The sequence below is a fragment of the Pseudooceanicola sp. HF7 genome (genome assembly GCF_011806405.1).
In the GTDB taxonomy this organism is placed as follows: domain Bacteria; phylum Pseudomonadota; class Alphaproteobacteria; order Rhodobacterales; family Rhodobacteraceae; genus Pseudooceanicola.
Window position 1 is genome coordinate 1 of sequence record NZ_JAATOW010000058.1, and the last position, 15,712, is coordinate 15,712.

Here is a 15,712-nt window from a genome sequence, read left to right on the forward strand (position 1 = left end):
CAATTTGGCGCCGACCTGGTGGTCAGCGAAATGGTGGCCAGCCAGGAAATGGTGCAGGCCAAGCCCGGTACGCGGGAGCGCGCAGAGCTTGGGATCGGCACCGAACAATCCTCGGTCCAGCTTGCGGGGCGCGATCCGGCCTGGATGGCCCGGGCCGCCCGCATGATCGCCGACCAGGGCGCAGAGATCATCGACATCAACATGGGATGCCCGGCCAAGAAGGTCGTCGGCGGGCTCTCCGGCTCTGCGCTGATGCGGGCGCCGGACCACGCCCTGCGCATGATCGAGGCCGTGGCAGAGGCGGTGGATGTGCCCGTGACGCTGAAGATGCGGCTGGGCTGGGATGACGACATGCGCAATGCGCCTGACGTGGCGCGCCGGGCCGAAGGCGCGGGGGTGCGGATGCTGGTCGTCCATGGCCGCACGCGTTGCCAGTTCTACAAGGGAAGCGCCGATTGGGCAGCGATCCGGGACACGGTTCAGGCCGTCTCCATCCCGGTGATCGCAAACGGAGATATCCTTGGGTCCGAAACGGCCCGAGAGGCGCTGGCGCTGTCGGGCGCCCGCGGCGTCATGATTGGGCGCGGGATCCAGGGCAAGCCTTGGCTGCTGGCCCAGGTACGCGCTGAAATGCGCGGCGAACAGGGGCCCAAGACCCCTGATGCAAAAGACTTCATCGAGATGGTTCGGGGACATTACGACGCCATGCTGACTTTTTACGGACAGGACCTGGGGCTGCGCGTCGCGCGCAAGCACCTGGGATGGTATATGGATCAGGCGGCCACGCCGGCCGATCTGCGCGGCGCACTGCTGCGCGAACGCGACACCGCAGCGGTCTTCGCTGGGCTTGAAGCGGCCCTTGCCGCGGGGCCGGAGGCCGCAGGCTGCACACCTGAAACGGTGGCTGCATGACCAACCAGGCACCTGAGCTCTCCATGGAAGATCAGACCGCCCTCGCCATCGCGGATGTCGAAGAAGCACCTGTCTGGGCCTCTCTTCCCGTGCCGGCGCTGCTGCTGGATCCCAATGACAGGATCGTCTCCATCAACCCGGCGGCAGAGGGGTTCCTGAACACTTCCGTCAAGTCGATCCGGGGCCAGAACGTCTGGGAACGGGTGATGATCGACAGCGCCCTGGAAGAGGCCTTCGAGCGCGCCCGCGCCTCTGCCTCTCCGCTCTTCGTCAACGATGTGGACGTGGGCACGGGCGAACGCTCGCCCCTGCATTGCAACCTCCAGATCGCACCGCTGAATGACCGCACCGGATTCATGCTTTTCCTGATCTCGCCGCGCGAACTGGCCGGGCGCATGACCCAGGACCATTCGGTGAAATCCGCCGCCAAATCCGCCATCGGCATGGCCGAGATGCTGGCGCATGAGATCAAGAACCCGCTGGCCGGGATCACCGGCGCGGCGCAGCTGCTGTCGATGAACCTCAGTGCAGAGGACCGCGAGCTGACCGACCTGATCGTGGCCGAAACCCGCCGCGTTGTGAAGCTGCTGGAGCAGGTGGAGCAATTCGGCAACCTGCGCATGCCCGACCTCAAACCGGTCAACCTGCATGACGTGCTGGACCGGGCGCGCCGCTCCGCTCTGCTGGGCTTCGGCGCCAACATGAAGATCGTGGAGGATTACGATCCCTCCCTTCCCATGGCCGATGGCGATCCGGACCAGCTTCTGCAAGTGGTTCTGAACCTTCTGAAAAACGCGGCCCAGGCGGCAGGCCCCGAAGGCGGGCGCATCCGACTGCACACCTATTTCGAACATTCCTTCCGCCTGCGCCGGGCGGACGGGCAGGGGCGATCCCTGCCGTTGCAGATCGAGATCGAGGATGACGGTCCCGGTCTGCCGGAAGACATCGCAAGTGACATCTTCGATCCCTTCGTCTCTGGCCGTGAGAACGGCACCGGGCTGGGGCTGGCATTGGTAAGCAAGATCATTTCGGACCACGAGGGCTGGATTTCCGTGACCTCCGTTCCGGGCAAGACGGTATTCCGCATTTCCCTGCCGCGGGCACCTAAGGAAAAAACCAAGAAGGAGATAGGCTGATGGACGGAACTGTCCTTGTCGCAGACGACGACCGCACGATCCGCACGGTGCTGACCCAGGCGCTGACCCGCGCGGGTTGCAAGGTACATGCGACCTCTTCCCTGACCACGCTGATGCGGTGGGTCGGTGAGGGCAAGGGTGATGTCGTGATCTCCGACGTGATGATGCCGGACGGGAACGGGTTGGAAATGCTGCCCAAGATCGCCCAGGACCGCCCCGGTCTGCCGGTCATCGTGATCTCTGCCCAGAACACCATCATGACCGCGATCCAGGCGGCCGAGGCCGAGGCCTATGACTACCTGCCCAAGCCCTTCGATCTGCCCGACCTGATGAAGCGCACGGCCCGCGCCCTGGAACAGCGCCAGCGCGCGCCCTCCGGTCCCGTAACCGAGGAAAAGGAACGCCCCGATGAGCTGCCGCTGGTGGGGCGCACGGCCTCCATGCAGGCGCTGTACCGGCTTGTGGCGCGGGTGATGAACACCGACCTTCCGGTGCTGATCGCCGGGGAAAGCGGCACGGGCAAGTCCCTGATCGCCAAGGCCATTCATGACTTCAGCGACCGCCGCAATCTGCCGTTCGTCGCCGTCTCTGCCTCTGACCTGCAGGATCTTGAGGGGCCGGCCCGGGTGCTGGCGCGCTCCAAGGGCGGGACGGTGCTGTTCGATGAGATCGCCGATATCGACCAGGAGGTGCAGGCCCGCATCGTGCGCATGATGGATGGCCCCACCGATACGCTGCCGCGCTTCATGGCCACTTCGCAGACCGATCTGAACCGGGCCATGGAAGAGGGCAACCTGCGGCAGGACCTGTTCTACCGCCTGACCGGCGCCACGATCAACGTGCCCGCCCTGCGCGAACGCGTGGATGATATCCCTCTGCTGGTCGAACACTTCCTGCAACGCGCCGAACGCGAAGGGGCGCTGCGGCGCTACCTGGCCGAGGATGCGCTGGAAATGATGCGCACCTATTCCTGGCCCGGCAACGTGCGCCAGCTGGAAAACGCCATCCGCCGGCTGGTGCTGACCGCCCGCACGGACGAGATCAGCCGCGCCGAGGTCGAAAGCGTGCTGGGCAACCAGCCAGAGACCGAGCCCCTGATGGGTGGCGGCGGCGAAAGCGAGAAGCTCTCCGGCTCTGTCGCGCGTCACCTGCGGCGTTATTTCGACCTGCACGGCAATATGTTGCCACCCCCGGGCCTTTACGCGCGCATCCTGAAAGAGGTCGAACAGCCCCTTATTGAGATCGCATTGGAGGCAACCGGCGGAAATCAGGCGAAATGCGCCGATCTTCTCGGGATCAACCGCAATACCCTGCGCAAGAAGATCACGGATCTGGATATTCGCGTGACACGGCGCCGCAAATTGATGTAAATACGCCACAGAGCAGTGGCCGAATAGGGACAACCCCGAAACGAGCCGCAATATATGGCGCTGGTGCCGAAGAGCACCACATCAATACGGGGACGGCCTGTGGCAACCCGGACACGACAGATGAGCTGGGAGCGCCTCTTGCGCTTGCGGCGGATCAGGCGATTGAGAAGCGTGGCGACGCTGGGGCTGGTCTTTCTTGGGCCGCTCCTGGTGCTCGGGACCTTCGCTGTGCTGGGTCCCCTCGACAAGGGCGCGTCCTCAATTGCGCTGCGCCTCGTCATCCTTGCGGATCTGATCTACGTCATCATCGTGGCCGCGCTGGTGCTTCAGCGCGTGACCCGCATGATCGGGGCGCGGCGGGCGCAATCCGTCGGCTCCCGGCTGCACCTGCGGCTGACGGGGACCTTCGCGCTGATGGCGCTGATCCCCACGATCTCTGTTGCGGTCTTTGCCGCCCTGACCATCAACATCGGTCTTGAGGGCTGGTTCTCGGATCGGGTGCGGGCGGTCGTGGGATCCTCGCTTGAGGCCGCGCGCGCCTATGAGGCCGAACACCAGGATGACCTGACCCAGGATGCCATGGCGCTGGCCGGCTTCCTGGATGCCAGCCGCGACGCGGCCTTCTACGTGGGCGACGCAGAGCTGCGCCAGGTGCTGACGGGCGGGCAGAACCAGATCCAGCGCGGCCTGAAGGAAGCCTATATCATCGACGGTGCCGGAGAGATCCGCGCCCGGGGCGATCGCTCCTACCTGTTCTATTTCGAAAAGCCGACGCTGGAACAGATGAACGAGGCGCGGGACAACGACCTGGCCATCATCGAGGATTGGGACAACAACGAATTCCGCGCCCTGGTCGCGCTGAAGCGCTTCCCGGATCGCTATCTTTACGTGTCCCGCCAGGTCGACGGGCAGATCCTGAACCTGCTGGATGACACCCAGCAGACGGTTCTGCTGTACCAGCAGCTGGAAAGCGAACGGGGCAGGGTGCTGTTCGAGTTCGCGCTGCTTTACCTTGGTTTTGCCGTGATTCTGATCCTGGCGGCCACCTGGCTGGGTCTGTGGTTCGCTGAACGTCTGGCCCGCCCCATCGGGCGGCTTGCCTCTGCCGCGCAACAGGTGGGCGAAGGCGACCTGGACGTGCGCGTCTACGAAGAGGAAGGCAATGACGAGATTGCCATGCTGTCGCGCCACTTCAACGGCATGACCCATGAGCTGCGCCAACAGCGCGCGGCTCTGCTGGACAACACCGCGCAGGTGGAAGAACGGCGGCGGCTGTTCGATTCCGTCCTGAGCTCCGTCACCTCTGGCGTCGTGGGCCTGGATACGGATGGCCGGGTGACATTCGTCAACCGCTCTGCCGAACGCCTGCTGGACTGGCGCGAGGGCAAGCAGCACATGTCCATCAGCGTCGCCGTGCCGGAATTCGGCGCGATGTTCGCTACGCTCAGCAAGGGCGGCGGGCAGGTGATCCAGGAAGAAGTGAAGGTCTCTCGTGCCGGGCAGCTTGAAAACCTGCTGGTGCGCATGGCCACCCGGCGCAATGCCGAAGGTGAGCTGGAAGGCTACGTTGTGGCTTTTGATGATGTGACGGACCTGGTGACAGCCCAGCGGATGGCCGCCTGGGGCGACGTCGCCCGCCGGATCGCGCATGAGATCAAGAACCCGCTGACGCCGATCAAGCTTTCGGCCGAACGCATCCGGCGCAAGTTCGGCCGTCACCTGGATGAAGAGCAGGGCGAAGCGCTTGAGAACCTGACCGACGTGATCGTGCGCCAGACCGATGACCTGCGCCGCATCGTGGACGAGTTCTCCAAGTTCGCGCGGATGCCGGAACCGCAGCGCCGCCATGAAGACCTGGCCGAACTGCTGCGCAATGCCGTCATCCTGCAGCAATCGGGCCAGCCCGAGGTGGCCATCACCCTTGAGCAACCGGACCACGAGATCCCGGCAGAGGTTGATGCCACGATGATCAGCCAGGCGCTGACCAACCTGATCAAGAACGCGGGCGAGGCCACGGAAACCCTGGCCGAACGCGGTGTGCCCGAGGGCTGGCAACCCGGGATCCGCGTCTCGCTTGAAATTGAACAGACCGGCCCCCTGCCAGAGGCAGTGATCCGCATCTGCGACAACGGGATCGGCCTGCCGGAAGATCGCGCGCGCCTGTTCGAACCCTATGTCACCACCCGTGACAAGGGCACCGGGCTGGGCCTGCCGATCGTTAAGAAGATCATCGAGGAACACGGCGGCAGCCTGACCCTTGAGACCGCGCCGCCGTTCGACGGCGCAGACCATGCCGGGGCAATGGCTGTCATCCGGCTCACTATCAACCCGGCACAGTCCGGCAATCCGGCTCAGACCGGCGAAGCATGACGAGGGAGCTATGAACGATATTCTGATCGTCGACGACGAACGCGATATCCGCGAGCTGATTTCCGACATCCTGCAGGACGAGGGCTACGGCACCCGTATCGCAGGCAATTCGGACGAATGCATGCAGGAGATCAACGATGAGCCCCCGGGGCTTCTGATCCTGGATATCTGGCTGAAGGACAGCCAGATGGATGGCATCGACATCCTGAAGACGGTGAAACGGGACAATCCCGACATCCCGATCATCATCATCTCCGGCCATGGCAACATCGAGATCGCCGTGGCGGCGATCAAGCAGGGGGCTTACGATTTCATCGAGAAACCCTTCAACATCGACCAGTTGCTGGTGGTGATCCGGCGGGCGATGGAAACCAGCCGTCTGCGCCGCGAGAACTCCGCCCTGAAGAAACGCGAAGTCCAGTCGGCAGAGATGATCGGCCAGTCGGCTTCTTATCGCGGGATGATCTCCCAGCTCGACAAGGTGACGCGCTCCAACGGGCGGGTGATGTTCACTGGGCCCTCCGGCTCGGGCAAGGAAATCGCGGCGCGCTACGTGCATTCCAATTCCCAGCGGTCAGAGGGGCCCTTTGTCGTGGTCTCCTGCGCGCAGATCGACCCGGACCGCATGGAAGAGGTGCTTTTTGGCCGCGAAAGCGGAGAGCGAGGGGTAGAGCCGGGACTGCTGGAACAGGCCCATGGCGGCGTGATCTACTTTGACGAGGTCGCGGACATGCCCCTTGGCACCCAGTCCAAGATCCTGCGCGTGCTGGTCGATCAGCAATTCCTGCGCGTCGGCGGATCGGACAAGGTGCGCGTAGACCTGCGCGTTCTGTCCTCCACCAGCCGCGACCTGGAAGCAGAAATCGAGGCGGGCACCTTCCGCCAAGAGCTTTACCACCGCCTGAACGTGGTGCCGGTCGCCGTGCCCTCGCTGGCCGAACGACGCGAGGATATCCCCCACCTGGCAGCGCATTTCCTTGAGATGTTCCACGTCAGCCAGGGCCTTCCGCATCGCGCCCTGTCAGAGGAAGCCGCGGCGCTCATGCAGACCATGACCTGGCCGGGCAACGTGCGCCAGCTGCGCAACGTGATCGAACGGATCCTGATCCTGGGCGATAGCAGCGACGTGATCGATGTGCGCGAAGTGCCGGGGGAAGAGGAACGCAGTGGCGACAGCGAGGGCAAGGTCGTACTCTCCGGCTCCCTGGCCATGCTGCCGTTGCGCGAAGCGCGCGAAGCTTTCGAGCGCGAATACCTGCTGACCCAGATCAACCGCTTCGGGGGCAATATCTCAAAGACGGCGCAGTTTGTCGGGATGGAACGCTCCGCTCTGCACCGCAAGCTGAAGTCGCTGAACGTGGTGACATCCACCCGTTCCGGCGCCCGCGTCGCAGAGATCGAAGAGGACGAGACCGCCACCTCGACAGCCGCCGAGTAAGGCGCGCTGTCAGCGGGTGGGCGCGGCGGATCACCACCCGCCGGGCAAGCTCACCGCGCCAAGCTTACCGTGTCAGGCGCAGCGCGCCCGACGCGATCTCGATCCGGGAAAAGCGGTTCAGGTAGGCCATGCCCAGCAAGGGCATGGGCATCTCCCCGTCGTTGACCATGGCCCGGACGCGCCGATCGCTGACCGGGCCCAGGCTCACCTGGTCCAGGATAACGGGCGCGGTGCGCACCTGGCCATTGGCCGTGCCCGCGACACCGGAATAGACCAGCCCATCGGGATCGATCCCGAACTTGCGCGCAGCCTCCTGGGTCAGCACGATATCCGTGGCCCCGGTATCGACCAGAAAGCGCTGGCGCTTTCCGTTGACCTCGAGCGTGGCGTAGTAATGCCCGTCCGACCCGAGCGGGAGAGAGATCACCGTGCCGTCATCGCTGACGCGCTGGCTGGGGGCAAGCGTGGTCTTCACGTCTTCCCACAGGCCAGCGCCGGCCAGGACGCCGACGAAGATCAGCGTCCAGAGCAGGGCATGCCGCGCCATGCGGCCGATTTGGTTGCGATTGGCCACGAAGTAATAGCCGCCGATCACGATGAGCAGCAGCAGCACATAGGCCAGTTGTCCGATGTCATTTCCAGTCATGCCCCCGATATAAGCAGGGGCAGGGCGCTTGTCAGCAGGCAGCGCGCCGCCCCGCGCGGGCGGGACGGCAAAGTGGCGCGGATGCCCGCCGGATCAGGTGCTTGCGATCAGGTCGCCTGGGCCTTTTCCAGCTTTTCCAGCGCCGACATCCAAAGCGTCTCAGCCTTGTCCATCGCGCCGCGCAGCTCTGCGTACTTCTTGTTCCAGACTTCCAGCTCACCGGCCTTGCCGTCTTCGTAAAGAGCGGGATCCGCCAGGCGGGAGGACAGCTTTTCGCTCATCTCGTTGAGCTTGGTCACCCGTTCCTCGCATTTGCGCACCTCGGCCTTGAGCGCCAGGACCGTATCCCGGGAGGCGCGCTTGGGCTTCTCCTTGGGCTTTTCCTTCTGGCCCATGGGCCTGTCCGGGGTCAGCAGCATCTTGCGATAGCTCTCAAGGTCGCCCTCGTAGGGGGCAACCCGACCGTCCTTGACCAGCCAGAGCCGGTCCGCGACCAGGCTCAGCAGGTGCATGTCGTGGCTGACCAGGATCACCGCGCCGGTATAGGCGGTCAGCGCTTCGACCAGCGCTTCGCGGCTTTCGATATCAAGGTGGTTGGTCGGTTCGTCGAGGATCAGCAGATGCGGCGCATCCAGGGTTGCCAGCAGCAGGCTCAGCCGGGCCTTCTGTCCGCCCGAAAGCCGGCCCACCTCGGTATCGGCCTGGTCCGCGCCAAGGCCGAAGCCTGCCAGCCGCGCACGCAGCCGGGATTGTTGCTCGCCGGGGCGTTCGCGCTGGACGTGCTGGATCGGGGTTTCGTCGATATGCAACTCATCGACCTGGTGCTGAGCGAAAAAGCCGATCCGCAGCTTGGTGCTGCGCACCATCTTGCCGTCGATCAGCGCCAGCCGGTCCGAGAGCATCTTGGATAGGGTGGACTTGCCTTCGCCGTTGCGCCCCAGAAGGGCGATCCGGTCATCCTGGTCGATGCGCAGGTTCATGCCGCGCAGGATGACGGTCTCGCCATAGCCGGTGCTGGCACTTTCGACCGAGATGATCGGGGGCGACAGTTCCTCTGGCTCTGGGAAGGTGAAGACCGTGCGTGCCTCGTCCTCGGGCGCGGTGATCTTTTCCATCTTTTCCAGCATCTTGACGCGGCTCTGCGCCTGCTTCGCCTTGGAGGCCTTGGCCTTGAAGCGGTCCACGAAGCTTTGCAGGTGGGCGCGGCGCGCGTCCTGCTTCTTCGCAGCGGCAGCCTGCAGGGCGCGCTGCTCTGCGCGGGCCTTGGCGAACTGGTCGTAGCCCCCGGCCCAAAGCGTCAGGTTGCGGTCCGTCAGGTGCAGGATGTGATTCACGGCGCGGTTCAGCAGCCCGCGATCGTGGCTGATGATCAGCACGGTGTGGGGGTATTTCGCCAGGTAGCTTTCAAGCCAGAGCGCCCCTTCGAGGTCGAGGTAGTTGGTCGGTTCGTCCAGCAGCAGAAGGTCCGGCGCAGAGAACAGGACCGCCGCCAGGGCGACCCGCATCCGCCAGCCACCGGAGAAGGCAGAGCAGGGCATGCGCTGTTCTTCGTCCGTGAAGCCAAGGCCCTTGAGGATCGTACTGGCACGCCCCTCTGCGGACCAGGCATCGATATCGGCCAGCCGGGTCTGGATTTCTGCGATCCTGTGGGGGTCGCTTGCGGTCTCGGCCTCTTCCATGAGCGAGGCGCGCTCGGTATCGGCGGCAAGAACCGTGTCGATCAGGCTGACCTCGTTTCCGGGCACCTCCTGCGCCACGCCGCCGATGCGGGATTTCTCCGGCAGGGTGATCTCTCCGGTGTCGAGCACGAGCTCACCGCGGATGAGCTTGAAGAGCGTGGATTTCCCGGCGCCATTGCGGCCGACGATACCCACCTTGTGACCTTCCGGAATCGTGGCGCTCGCGTTTTCAAGCAGCGGGCGGCCGGCGACGGAATAGGAGATGTTCTGGATCCTGAGCATGGCCGCTCTCTGCCCGAAGCCGGCAGGAGGGTCAATCGAAGTTAAGCGCAGAAGGCGCTGAGGGTGGGCGTCGCGGCGTCGAATCGGGCGGCGGGCCTTGGGGCGCTGGACGCGGTGGCCTGGGGCAGGCCTGGTGCCTTCATGGTATCGGGGAGGCGCGGCCCCCCCCACAGGAGCGCCTTTTGCCGGGGCACGCCGGCCGAGCGGGGCGATCGGGGCGCCCTTGGCGGGCAAGGATGCCTCCGGCGGGAGTTTTTGGGCAAGAAGAAGATAGGGCTAGGCGACTGGGCGGCTGATTTTCCAAAGGTCGGGGAATGGGTGTTTAGGCGCGCGTTTGCAGGACGGGGCAGGGGGCCATGCACCAGTTCCGGCTTTTCAAAGCCCACGCCCCATGCTACCCGGACGCGGATATTTTCGGCCCATGCAACCGCATGGCGCCCGCAAGACGGAGAGAGACCCAATGGCCATCGAACGCACCCTTTCGATCATCAAGCCCGACGCAACCCGCCGCAACCTGACCGGCAAGATCAACGCCAAGTTCGAAGATGCCGGCCTGCGCATCGTCGCGCAGAAGCGCATCCAGCTGACCCCGGCGCAAGCGGGCAAGTTCTACGAAGTGCACAAGGAGCGTCCCTTCTACGGTGAGCTCTGCGAATTCATGGCCTCCGCTCCGGTCGTCGTGCAGGTTCTCGAAGGCGAAGGTGCCATCGCGAAGAACCGCGAAGTCATGGGCGCAACCAACCCCGCCGATGCGGCCCCCGGCACCGTGCGCGCCGATTTCGCCGAATCCGTGGGTGAGAACTCCGTTCACGGCTCCGACGCTGCAGAAACCGCGGCAGAAGAAATCGCCTACTTCTTCTCCGGTCTCGAACTGGTCGGCTAAGCCAGGGCGCTTGCCTTTGACATGATGGAAACGCCGGTGGGGATCCCGCCGGCGTTTTTCTTTGCCGGGGTGAAATTGACTTGCCCGGTTCAAGCTGCAACTCTGCTGGAAATTGTACCGCACCGGGGATTACCCGCGCGAGGTGACGCCCGGAGCCCGCCGGGATGATTTCGTTTTCCCGGCAAGGAGTGACGCATGAAACGGACCTTGTGCATGATCCGTCGCGCGCTTGGTCTGCTGCTGGCCTGTCTTGCCGGTCCCGTCCTTGCCCAGGATCCCGGCTACGTGGGCTCTGCCACCTGCATAACCTGTCACGAAGACGCCGGTATGGCCTGGGAGGGGTCGCATCACGACTTGGCCTGGACCGCCTTCAGCGATGGGGCGGCCGTGGCCGATTTCGACGGCACAGAGTTCCAGCTGGGCGAGATGATCGCCCGGTTCCGCCTGGATGATGACGGGGGGCCGCGTGTCTCCGTCACCGAGCTGGACGGAGAAACCATGGAATACACACTGCATTCGGTCATCGGGGTCGAACCGCTGCAGCAATTCGTGATCGAGACAGAGCCGGGGCGACTGCAAAGCTTTGACGTGGTCTGGGACACAGAGGCGCGGGAGTGGTTTCACCTTTACCCGGATCAGGATCTGCCGCCCGAGGATGCCTATCATTGGACCGGGCCTTACAAGAACTGGAACGGGCGCTGTGCGGCCTGCCACGCCACCGGGTTCGAGGCCAATTACGATGCCACCACGCGCCGCTATCAGTCCAGGATGGTAGAGATCGGCGTGGGGTGCGAGGCGTGCCATGGCACGGGTGCTGCGCATGTCGCCTGGGCCGAAGACTATGACGCCCACGGCACGCTGGCGCCTGAGAACTACGGGTTCGCGGTGGATTTCTCCGATCCCGAGCAGACCACCCAGCAATGCGCCACCTGCCATTCCCGGCGTGAGCATTTCGAGGATGGCAACCCGCTGCCCGGCACGCCCTTTCACGATGCCTATAACCTATCGCTGCTGCGCGAAGGCGCCTATGAGGCGGATGGCCAGATCCTGGACGAGGTCTATGTCTACGGCTCCTTCCTGCAATCCAAGATGCATCAGAAGGGCGTGACCTGCACCGATTGCCACGCGCCCCATAGCATGGAGCTGAAGGCAGAGGGCAACGCGGTCTGCGCCACCTGCCACAGCCCGGCGGGCAACCCGCGCTTCCCCAGTCTGCCGATCGCGGATTTCGACAGCCCGGCGCATACCCATCACCCGGTAGGCTCCGAGGGGGCGCGATGCGTGAATTGCCACATGGTGGAGCGCGTCTACATGGGCAATGACTGGCGGGCGGATCACTCCTTCCGCATTCCGCGCCCCGATTTGCATGGCGAAACCGGCGCGCCGGATGCCTGCAGCACCTGCCACGAAGGGCAAAGCCCCGCCTGGGCGGCCGAGGTGCTGGAAGACTGGTTTCCGGTCAGCACGCACCGGGGCGCGCATTTCGGCAGTGTGATTGCGGCCGGGCGGCGGGATCCCGTCGGCGCGCTTCCCGCGCTCTCGTCGCTGGCGCAGGATCGCGACGAACCGGCGATTGCCCGGGCCACGGCGCTGTACCTTGTGGAGATGGCGCAGGACGAGGCCGCTGCGCGGGCGCTTGCCGCGCTGACCCGCGATCCCGATCCCATGGTGCGCGCCGCGGCGGTGAAGCTGCAGCGGGTCGTGCCGGCGCAGGAGCGGCTGCAATCGGTGATGGGCTTGCTGGCGGACCCGGTCAAATCGGTGCGCATCGCCGCTGCCCAGGCCATGCTGGATGCACCGATCGCCTATCTGCCGGATCGCTATGGGCAGATGGTGCGCGGGGCTTTCGGGGAATGGCAGGGCAGCATGGGCAACAAGCTTGACTACCCGGAAACGCACTTGCAGATGGCGGGCACCGCCCTGGTGATGCGGAACTTTGCCGCCGCAGCCCGGGCCTTTGCCGAAGTGACGGAGCTTGATCCCCAGCATCTGGATGCCTGGACCATGCGGGTGCGCATTGCTGCCGCGATTGAAGGCCCGGGGCCGGCATTGGCCATCGCCGAACAGGGGCTGGAGGCCAATCCCGGGGCGGTGCCTTTGCTGCAATTGCAGGGCGACCTTGCTGCGGCCAACCAGCAGGGACTCACACCCCCGCCGCACGAGTAAGCGCGGCGGGGGTGGTACGTGGTATCAGTCGGGTTACTTCAGTTCGCCGGGCTTGTCCCGGACCTGAATATAGACACCATGCGCCACACCGGGCAGCCAGCCCAGGATTGTCAGCAGCAGGTTCAGCCAGAAGGAGCCGCGCAGCCCGTCCTTCAGGAAGACGCCCAGGGGCGGGATCAGGATGGTGATCATCAGCTTGATCAGGTTGCCTTCCCGGGCGCGGCGGTGCGGTGTTTCAGAGATATCGTCGTCCATCTGGTCGATCCTTCTATCTTGGAAGGGGACAACCCGCCCATAAGCCGCAAGTTCCATGACCCGTGGTCCGGCTAACGCGCGGGCAGGCCGATCCGGTCCAGGAAAGCGTCCAGGTCGCCGGGCAGCGCGCCTTCGGGACAGGGCGCGTTGCGGGCCTGCGCGCAAAGCGCATCAAAGCGCGGCCGCAGGGCGATCTTTTCCGCCGGGGTCAGGTCATTCCAGGGCCGCCCCTGCAGCCCCATGACCAGCGCGTAATAGCCCACGAAATGCGCCGGCATCCCTGCTGCCACGGCCCGGGTATAGGCCGCGTCCACGCCGATCTCCCGCAGCTCTTCCGCGCTGTGGATCCCGGCGCGTTGCAGCGCCTGGGCAGTCTTGGGGCCGAGGTTTCGGATCTTGGTCAAAGCGCTCATGGCGCATAGGCTGAGGTCAGAAAGGGGGGCCGTCAAGCCGCGCTGCACAGGGAAACGGCGATTGCTGCCAGCCCCTGCAATTTCGCCCTGCAGGGCGGTCTGGGGGATTGCGGTGCGGGCGGGGCCGTGATGGTACTGTCTTGGTATACCAAAAACGGTCAGCGCAGAGGATGCCGCTGGGCGGGGCGACCATCAGGGGCAGTGTGGGACCCCACAAGGCACGGAAGAACCGGAGTAAGACATGGAATTCGATATCGTCATTCACGGCGGCCAGATCGCCACGGCGGATTTTCTCTTTGACGGGGATATCGGCATCAAGGATGGCCGCATCGCCGCCGTGGCCGAGAAGCTATCGGGCGGGGACCGGCGCATTGACGCGGGCGGGCGCATCGTGATGCCCGGCGGGATCGAGGCGCACGCCCATATCGCGCAAGAAAGCGCCACCGGCCTTATGACGGCGGATGACTATTATTCCGGCTCCGTCAGCGCGGCCTTCGGGGGGAACTCCAGCTTCATCCCCTTCGCCGCCCAGCACCGCGGCCAAAGCATCGACGAGGTGATCGAGACCTATGATGCCCGGGGCGCGCGCTCTGTCATCGACTACAGCTATCACCTGATCGTCTCGGACCCCTCCGAAGAGGTGCTGACGGACCAGCTGCCGCGCGCCTTTGCCCGCGGGATCACCAGTTTCAAGGTCTTCACCACCTATGACGCGCTGGTCCTGCCGGATGCCCAGATGCTGGATATCCTGACTGTGGCGCGGGCGCACGGGGCTATCACCATGGTCCATTCAGAGAATGACGGCATGGTGAAATGGATGAACAAGCAGCTGGCCAAGGGCGGGCATGTGGCGCCGCGCTACCACGCGATCTCTCGCCCCGAACTGGCGGAAGAAGAGGCGATCCACCGCATGGTGCAACTGGCCAAGCTGGCCGATGCGCCGCTCTTCATCGTCCATGTCTCCACCGCCGGCGGGGCCGAAATCGTGCGGCGCGAAAAGGCGCTCGGTGCCAAGCTCTTTGCCGAAACCTGTCCGCAATACATGGCCCTGACCCGCGATGACCTGGACCGCCCGGGCATGGAGGGGGCCAAGTATATATGCTCCCCGCCGGTGCGGGACGCCGCCACGCAGGACGCGCTCTGGCACCACGTGGCGATGGGCACCTTTGAAAGCGTCTCTTCGGATCACGCGCCCTATCGCTCTGATGAGACGGGAAAATTCGCCAACGGTGCAGAGGTTCCCTACCCAAGGATCGCGAACGGGATGCCGGGGATTGCCGCGCGCCTGCCCTGGCTTTTTTCCGAAGGCGTGGTGAAGGGACGGATCACGCTTGAACAATTCGTGGCGCTCTCTTCGACCAACGCGGCCAAGACCTTCGGGGTTGAGCGCAAGGGGCGGATCGCGCCGGGTATGGACGCCGATATCGCCATCTGGAACCCCGAGGCGACGCGTCGCCTCACGCTTGGCGATCAACATGACAACATGGATTACTCTCCCTTCGAGGGGCTGGAACTGACCGGCGTGCCGGAACTCGTTATGACCCGTGGCGCGGTGGTGGTGCAGGACGGCGCCTTGCAGGCGGCCGAAGGGCAGGGGCGGTTCATTCCCCGCGCGCCCGTGGATTTGCGCGCCCGGCCCGGTGTTGCCGTGAAAGAGCGCGATCCGGCGCAGAACTTCGGGGTCTCCTTCCCATGAAGACAATCCTGATCGTGAACCCCAATTCCTCTGCCCCGGTGACAGAGGGGATCGCGGCGACGGTGGCGCCGCTGGAAACCGCCGGCGTGCGCTTCGTGGTCGAGGGGATCGCGGAGGGACCGCTGACCATCGCCACGGATGAAGACGTGGCGCGCGCCGGTCTGGCCTTTGCCGCGCGCGTCGCGGATCACCCGGCGGATGCCTATATCACCGCCTGTTTCTCAGATCCGGGGCTGGACCTTGCGCGGGGGCTTCAGGACCGCCCGGTGATCGGCATTCAAGAGGCCGGCATCCTGACCGCTCTTGGCCGCGCCGACATGTTCGGGATCATCGCGCTTGGCCCGGCGGCCCTTGGCCGTCACCGCCGCAAGATCCGCATGATGGGGGTGGAGAGCCGCTTCGCCGGGGAACTGGCCTTGCCCGGCGTCTCCGCAGAGGCCTCCGGCCGCGATCCCGAGGTCTACGC

13 protein-coding genes are annotated in these 15,712 nt (G+C 64.9%); 9 read left to right on the forward strand and 4 right to left on the reverse strand.

Annotated features, from left to right (window positions below):
* The 5 genes from dusB to HCZ97_RS19920 form a co-directional block, all read left to right on the forward strand.
* Positions 1-912, forward strand: a 912-nt coding sequence (gene dusB / locus HCZ97_RS19900) for a tRNA dihydrouridine synthase DusB (protein ID WP_167690860.1), incomplete at its 5' end; no start/stop codon positions are given.
* 23 nt (positions 913-935) lie between these two features.
* Positions 936-2,048 (forward strand): nitrogen regulation protein NR(II), encoded by a 1,113-nt coding sequence (locus HCZ97_RS19905; RefSeq protein ID WP_167690872.1) that lies wholly within the window; start codon positions 936-938, stop codon positions 2,046-2,048.
* Positions 2,048-3,418, forward strand: a complete 1,371-nt coding sequence (locus HCZ97_RS19910; RefSeq protein WP_167690861.1) for a sigma-54 dependent transcriptional regulator — start codon at positions 2,048-2,050, stop codon at positions 3,416-3,418. Before HCZ97_RS19905 ends, HCZ97_RS19910 begins: the two co-directional genes overlap by 1 nt.
* A gap of 120 nt (positions 3,419-3,538) precedes the next feature.
* Entirely contained in the window at positions 3,539-5,788 is a 2,250-nt protein-coding gene (locus HCZ97_RS19915; protein ID WP_254871623.1) for a PAS domain-containing sensor histidine kinase, read from the forward strand.
* Between the two features lie 10 nt (positions 5,789-5,798).
* Positions 5,799-7,226 (forward strand): sigma-54 dependent transcriptional regulator, encoded by a 1,428-nt coding sequence (locus HCZ97_RS19920; RefSeq protein ID WP_167690863.1) that lies wholly within the window; start codon positions 5,799-5,801, stop codon positions 7,224-7,226.
* 64 nt (positions 7,227-7,290) lie between these two features.
* On the opposite strand, the gene HCZ97_RS19925 is transcribed toward HCZ97_RS19920, so the two are convergent.
* Positions 7,291-7,872, reverse strand: a complete 582-nt coding sequence (locus HCZ97_RS19925; RefSeq protein WP_167690864.1) for a TIGR02281 family clan AA aspartic protease — start codon at positions 7,870-7,872, stop codon at positions 7,291-7,293.
* Positions 7,873-7,979: 107 nt separating this feature from the next.
* Complete coding sequence (locus HCZ97_RS19930) at positions 7,980-9,833, reverse strand: ABC-F family ATP-binding cassette domain-containing protein (RefSeq protein WP_167690865.1); 1,854 nt, start codon at positions 9,831-9,833, stop codon at positions 7,980-7,982.
* A 460-nt stretch (positions 9,834-10,293) separates the two neighbouring features.
* Between HCZ97_RS19930 and ndk the strand changes: the two genes are divergently transcribed.
* On the forward strand, positions 10,294-10,716 hold the full coding sequence (gene ndk, locus HCZ97_RS19935; protein ID WP_167690866.1) for a nucleoside-diphosphate kinase: 423 nt from the start codon (positions 10,294-10,296) through the stop codon (positions 10,714-10,716).
* Positions 10,717-10,911: 195 nt separating this feature from the next.
* Positions 10,912-12,882, forward strand: a complete 1,971-nt coding sequence (locus HCZ97_RS19940; protein WP_167690867.1) for a multiheme c-type cytochrome — start codon at positions 10,912-10,914, stop codon at positions 12,880-12,882.
* Positions 12,883-12,915: 33 nt separating this feature from the next.
* On the opposite strand, the gene HCZ97_RS19945 is transcribed toward HCZ97_RS19940, so the two are convergent.
* Together HCZ97_RS19945 and HCZ97_RS19950 are read right to left on the reverse strand one after the other, a co-directional pair.
* The gene (locus tag HCZ97_RS19945; RefSeq protein WP_254871624.1) at positions 12,916-13,074 is read right to left on the reverse strand and encodes a YqaE/Pmp3 family membrane protein; all 159 of its coding nucleotides are present in this window, start codon (positions 13,072-13,074) and stop codon (positions 12,916-12,918) included.
* 134 nt (positions 13,075-13,208) lie between these two features.
* Positions 13,209-13,550 (reverse strand): TfoX/Sxy family DNA transformation protein, encoded by a 342-nt coding sequence (locus HCZ97_RS19950; protein WP_167690869.1) that lies wholly within the window; start codon positions 13,548-13,550, stop codon positions 13,209-13,211.
* Between the two features lie 241 nt (positions 13,551-13,791).
* Between HCZ97_RS19950 and hydA the strand changes: the two genes are divergently transcribed.
* Together hydA and HCZ97_RS19960 are read left to right on the forward strand one after the other, a co-directional pair.
* Positions 13,792-15,246, forward strand: a complete 1,455-nt coding sequence (gene hydA, locus HCZ97_RS19955; protein WP_167690870.1) for a dihydropyrimidinase — start codon at positions 13,792-13,794, stop codon at positions 15,244-15,246.
* Positions 15,243-15,712 (forward strand): aspartate/glutamate racemase family protein (locus HCZ97_RS19960; RefSeq protein WP_167690871.1); only part of this gene is annotated, 470 nt, incomplete at its 3' end. The genes hydA and HCZ97_RS19960, both read left to right, overlap by 4 nt.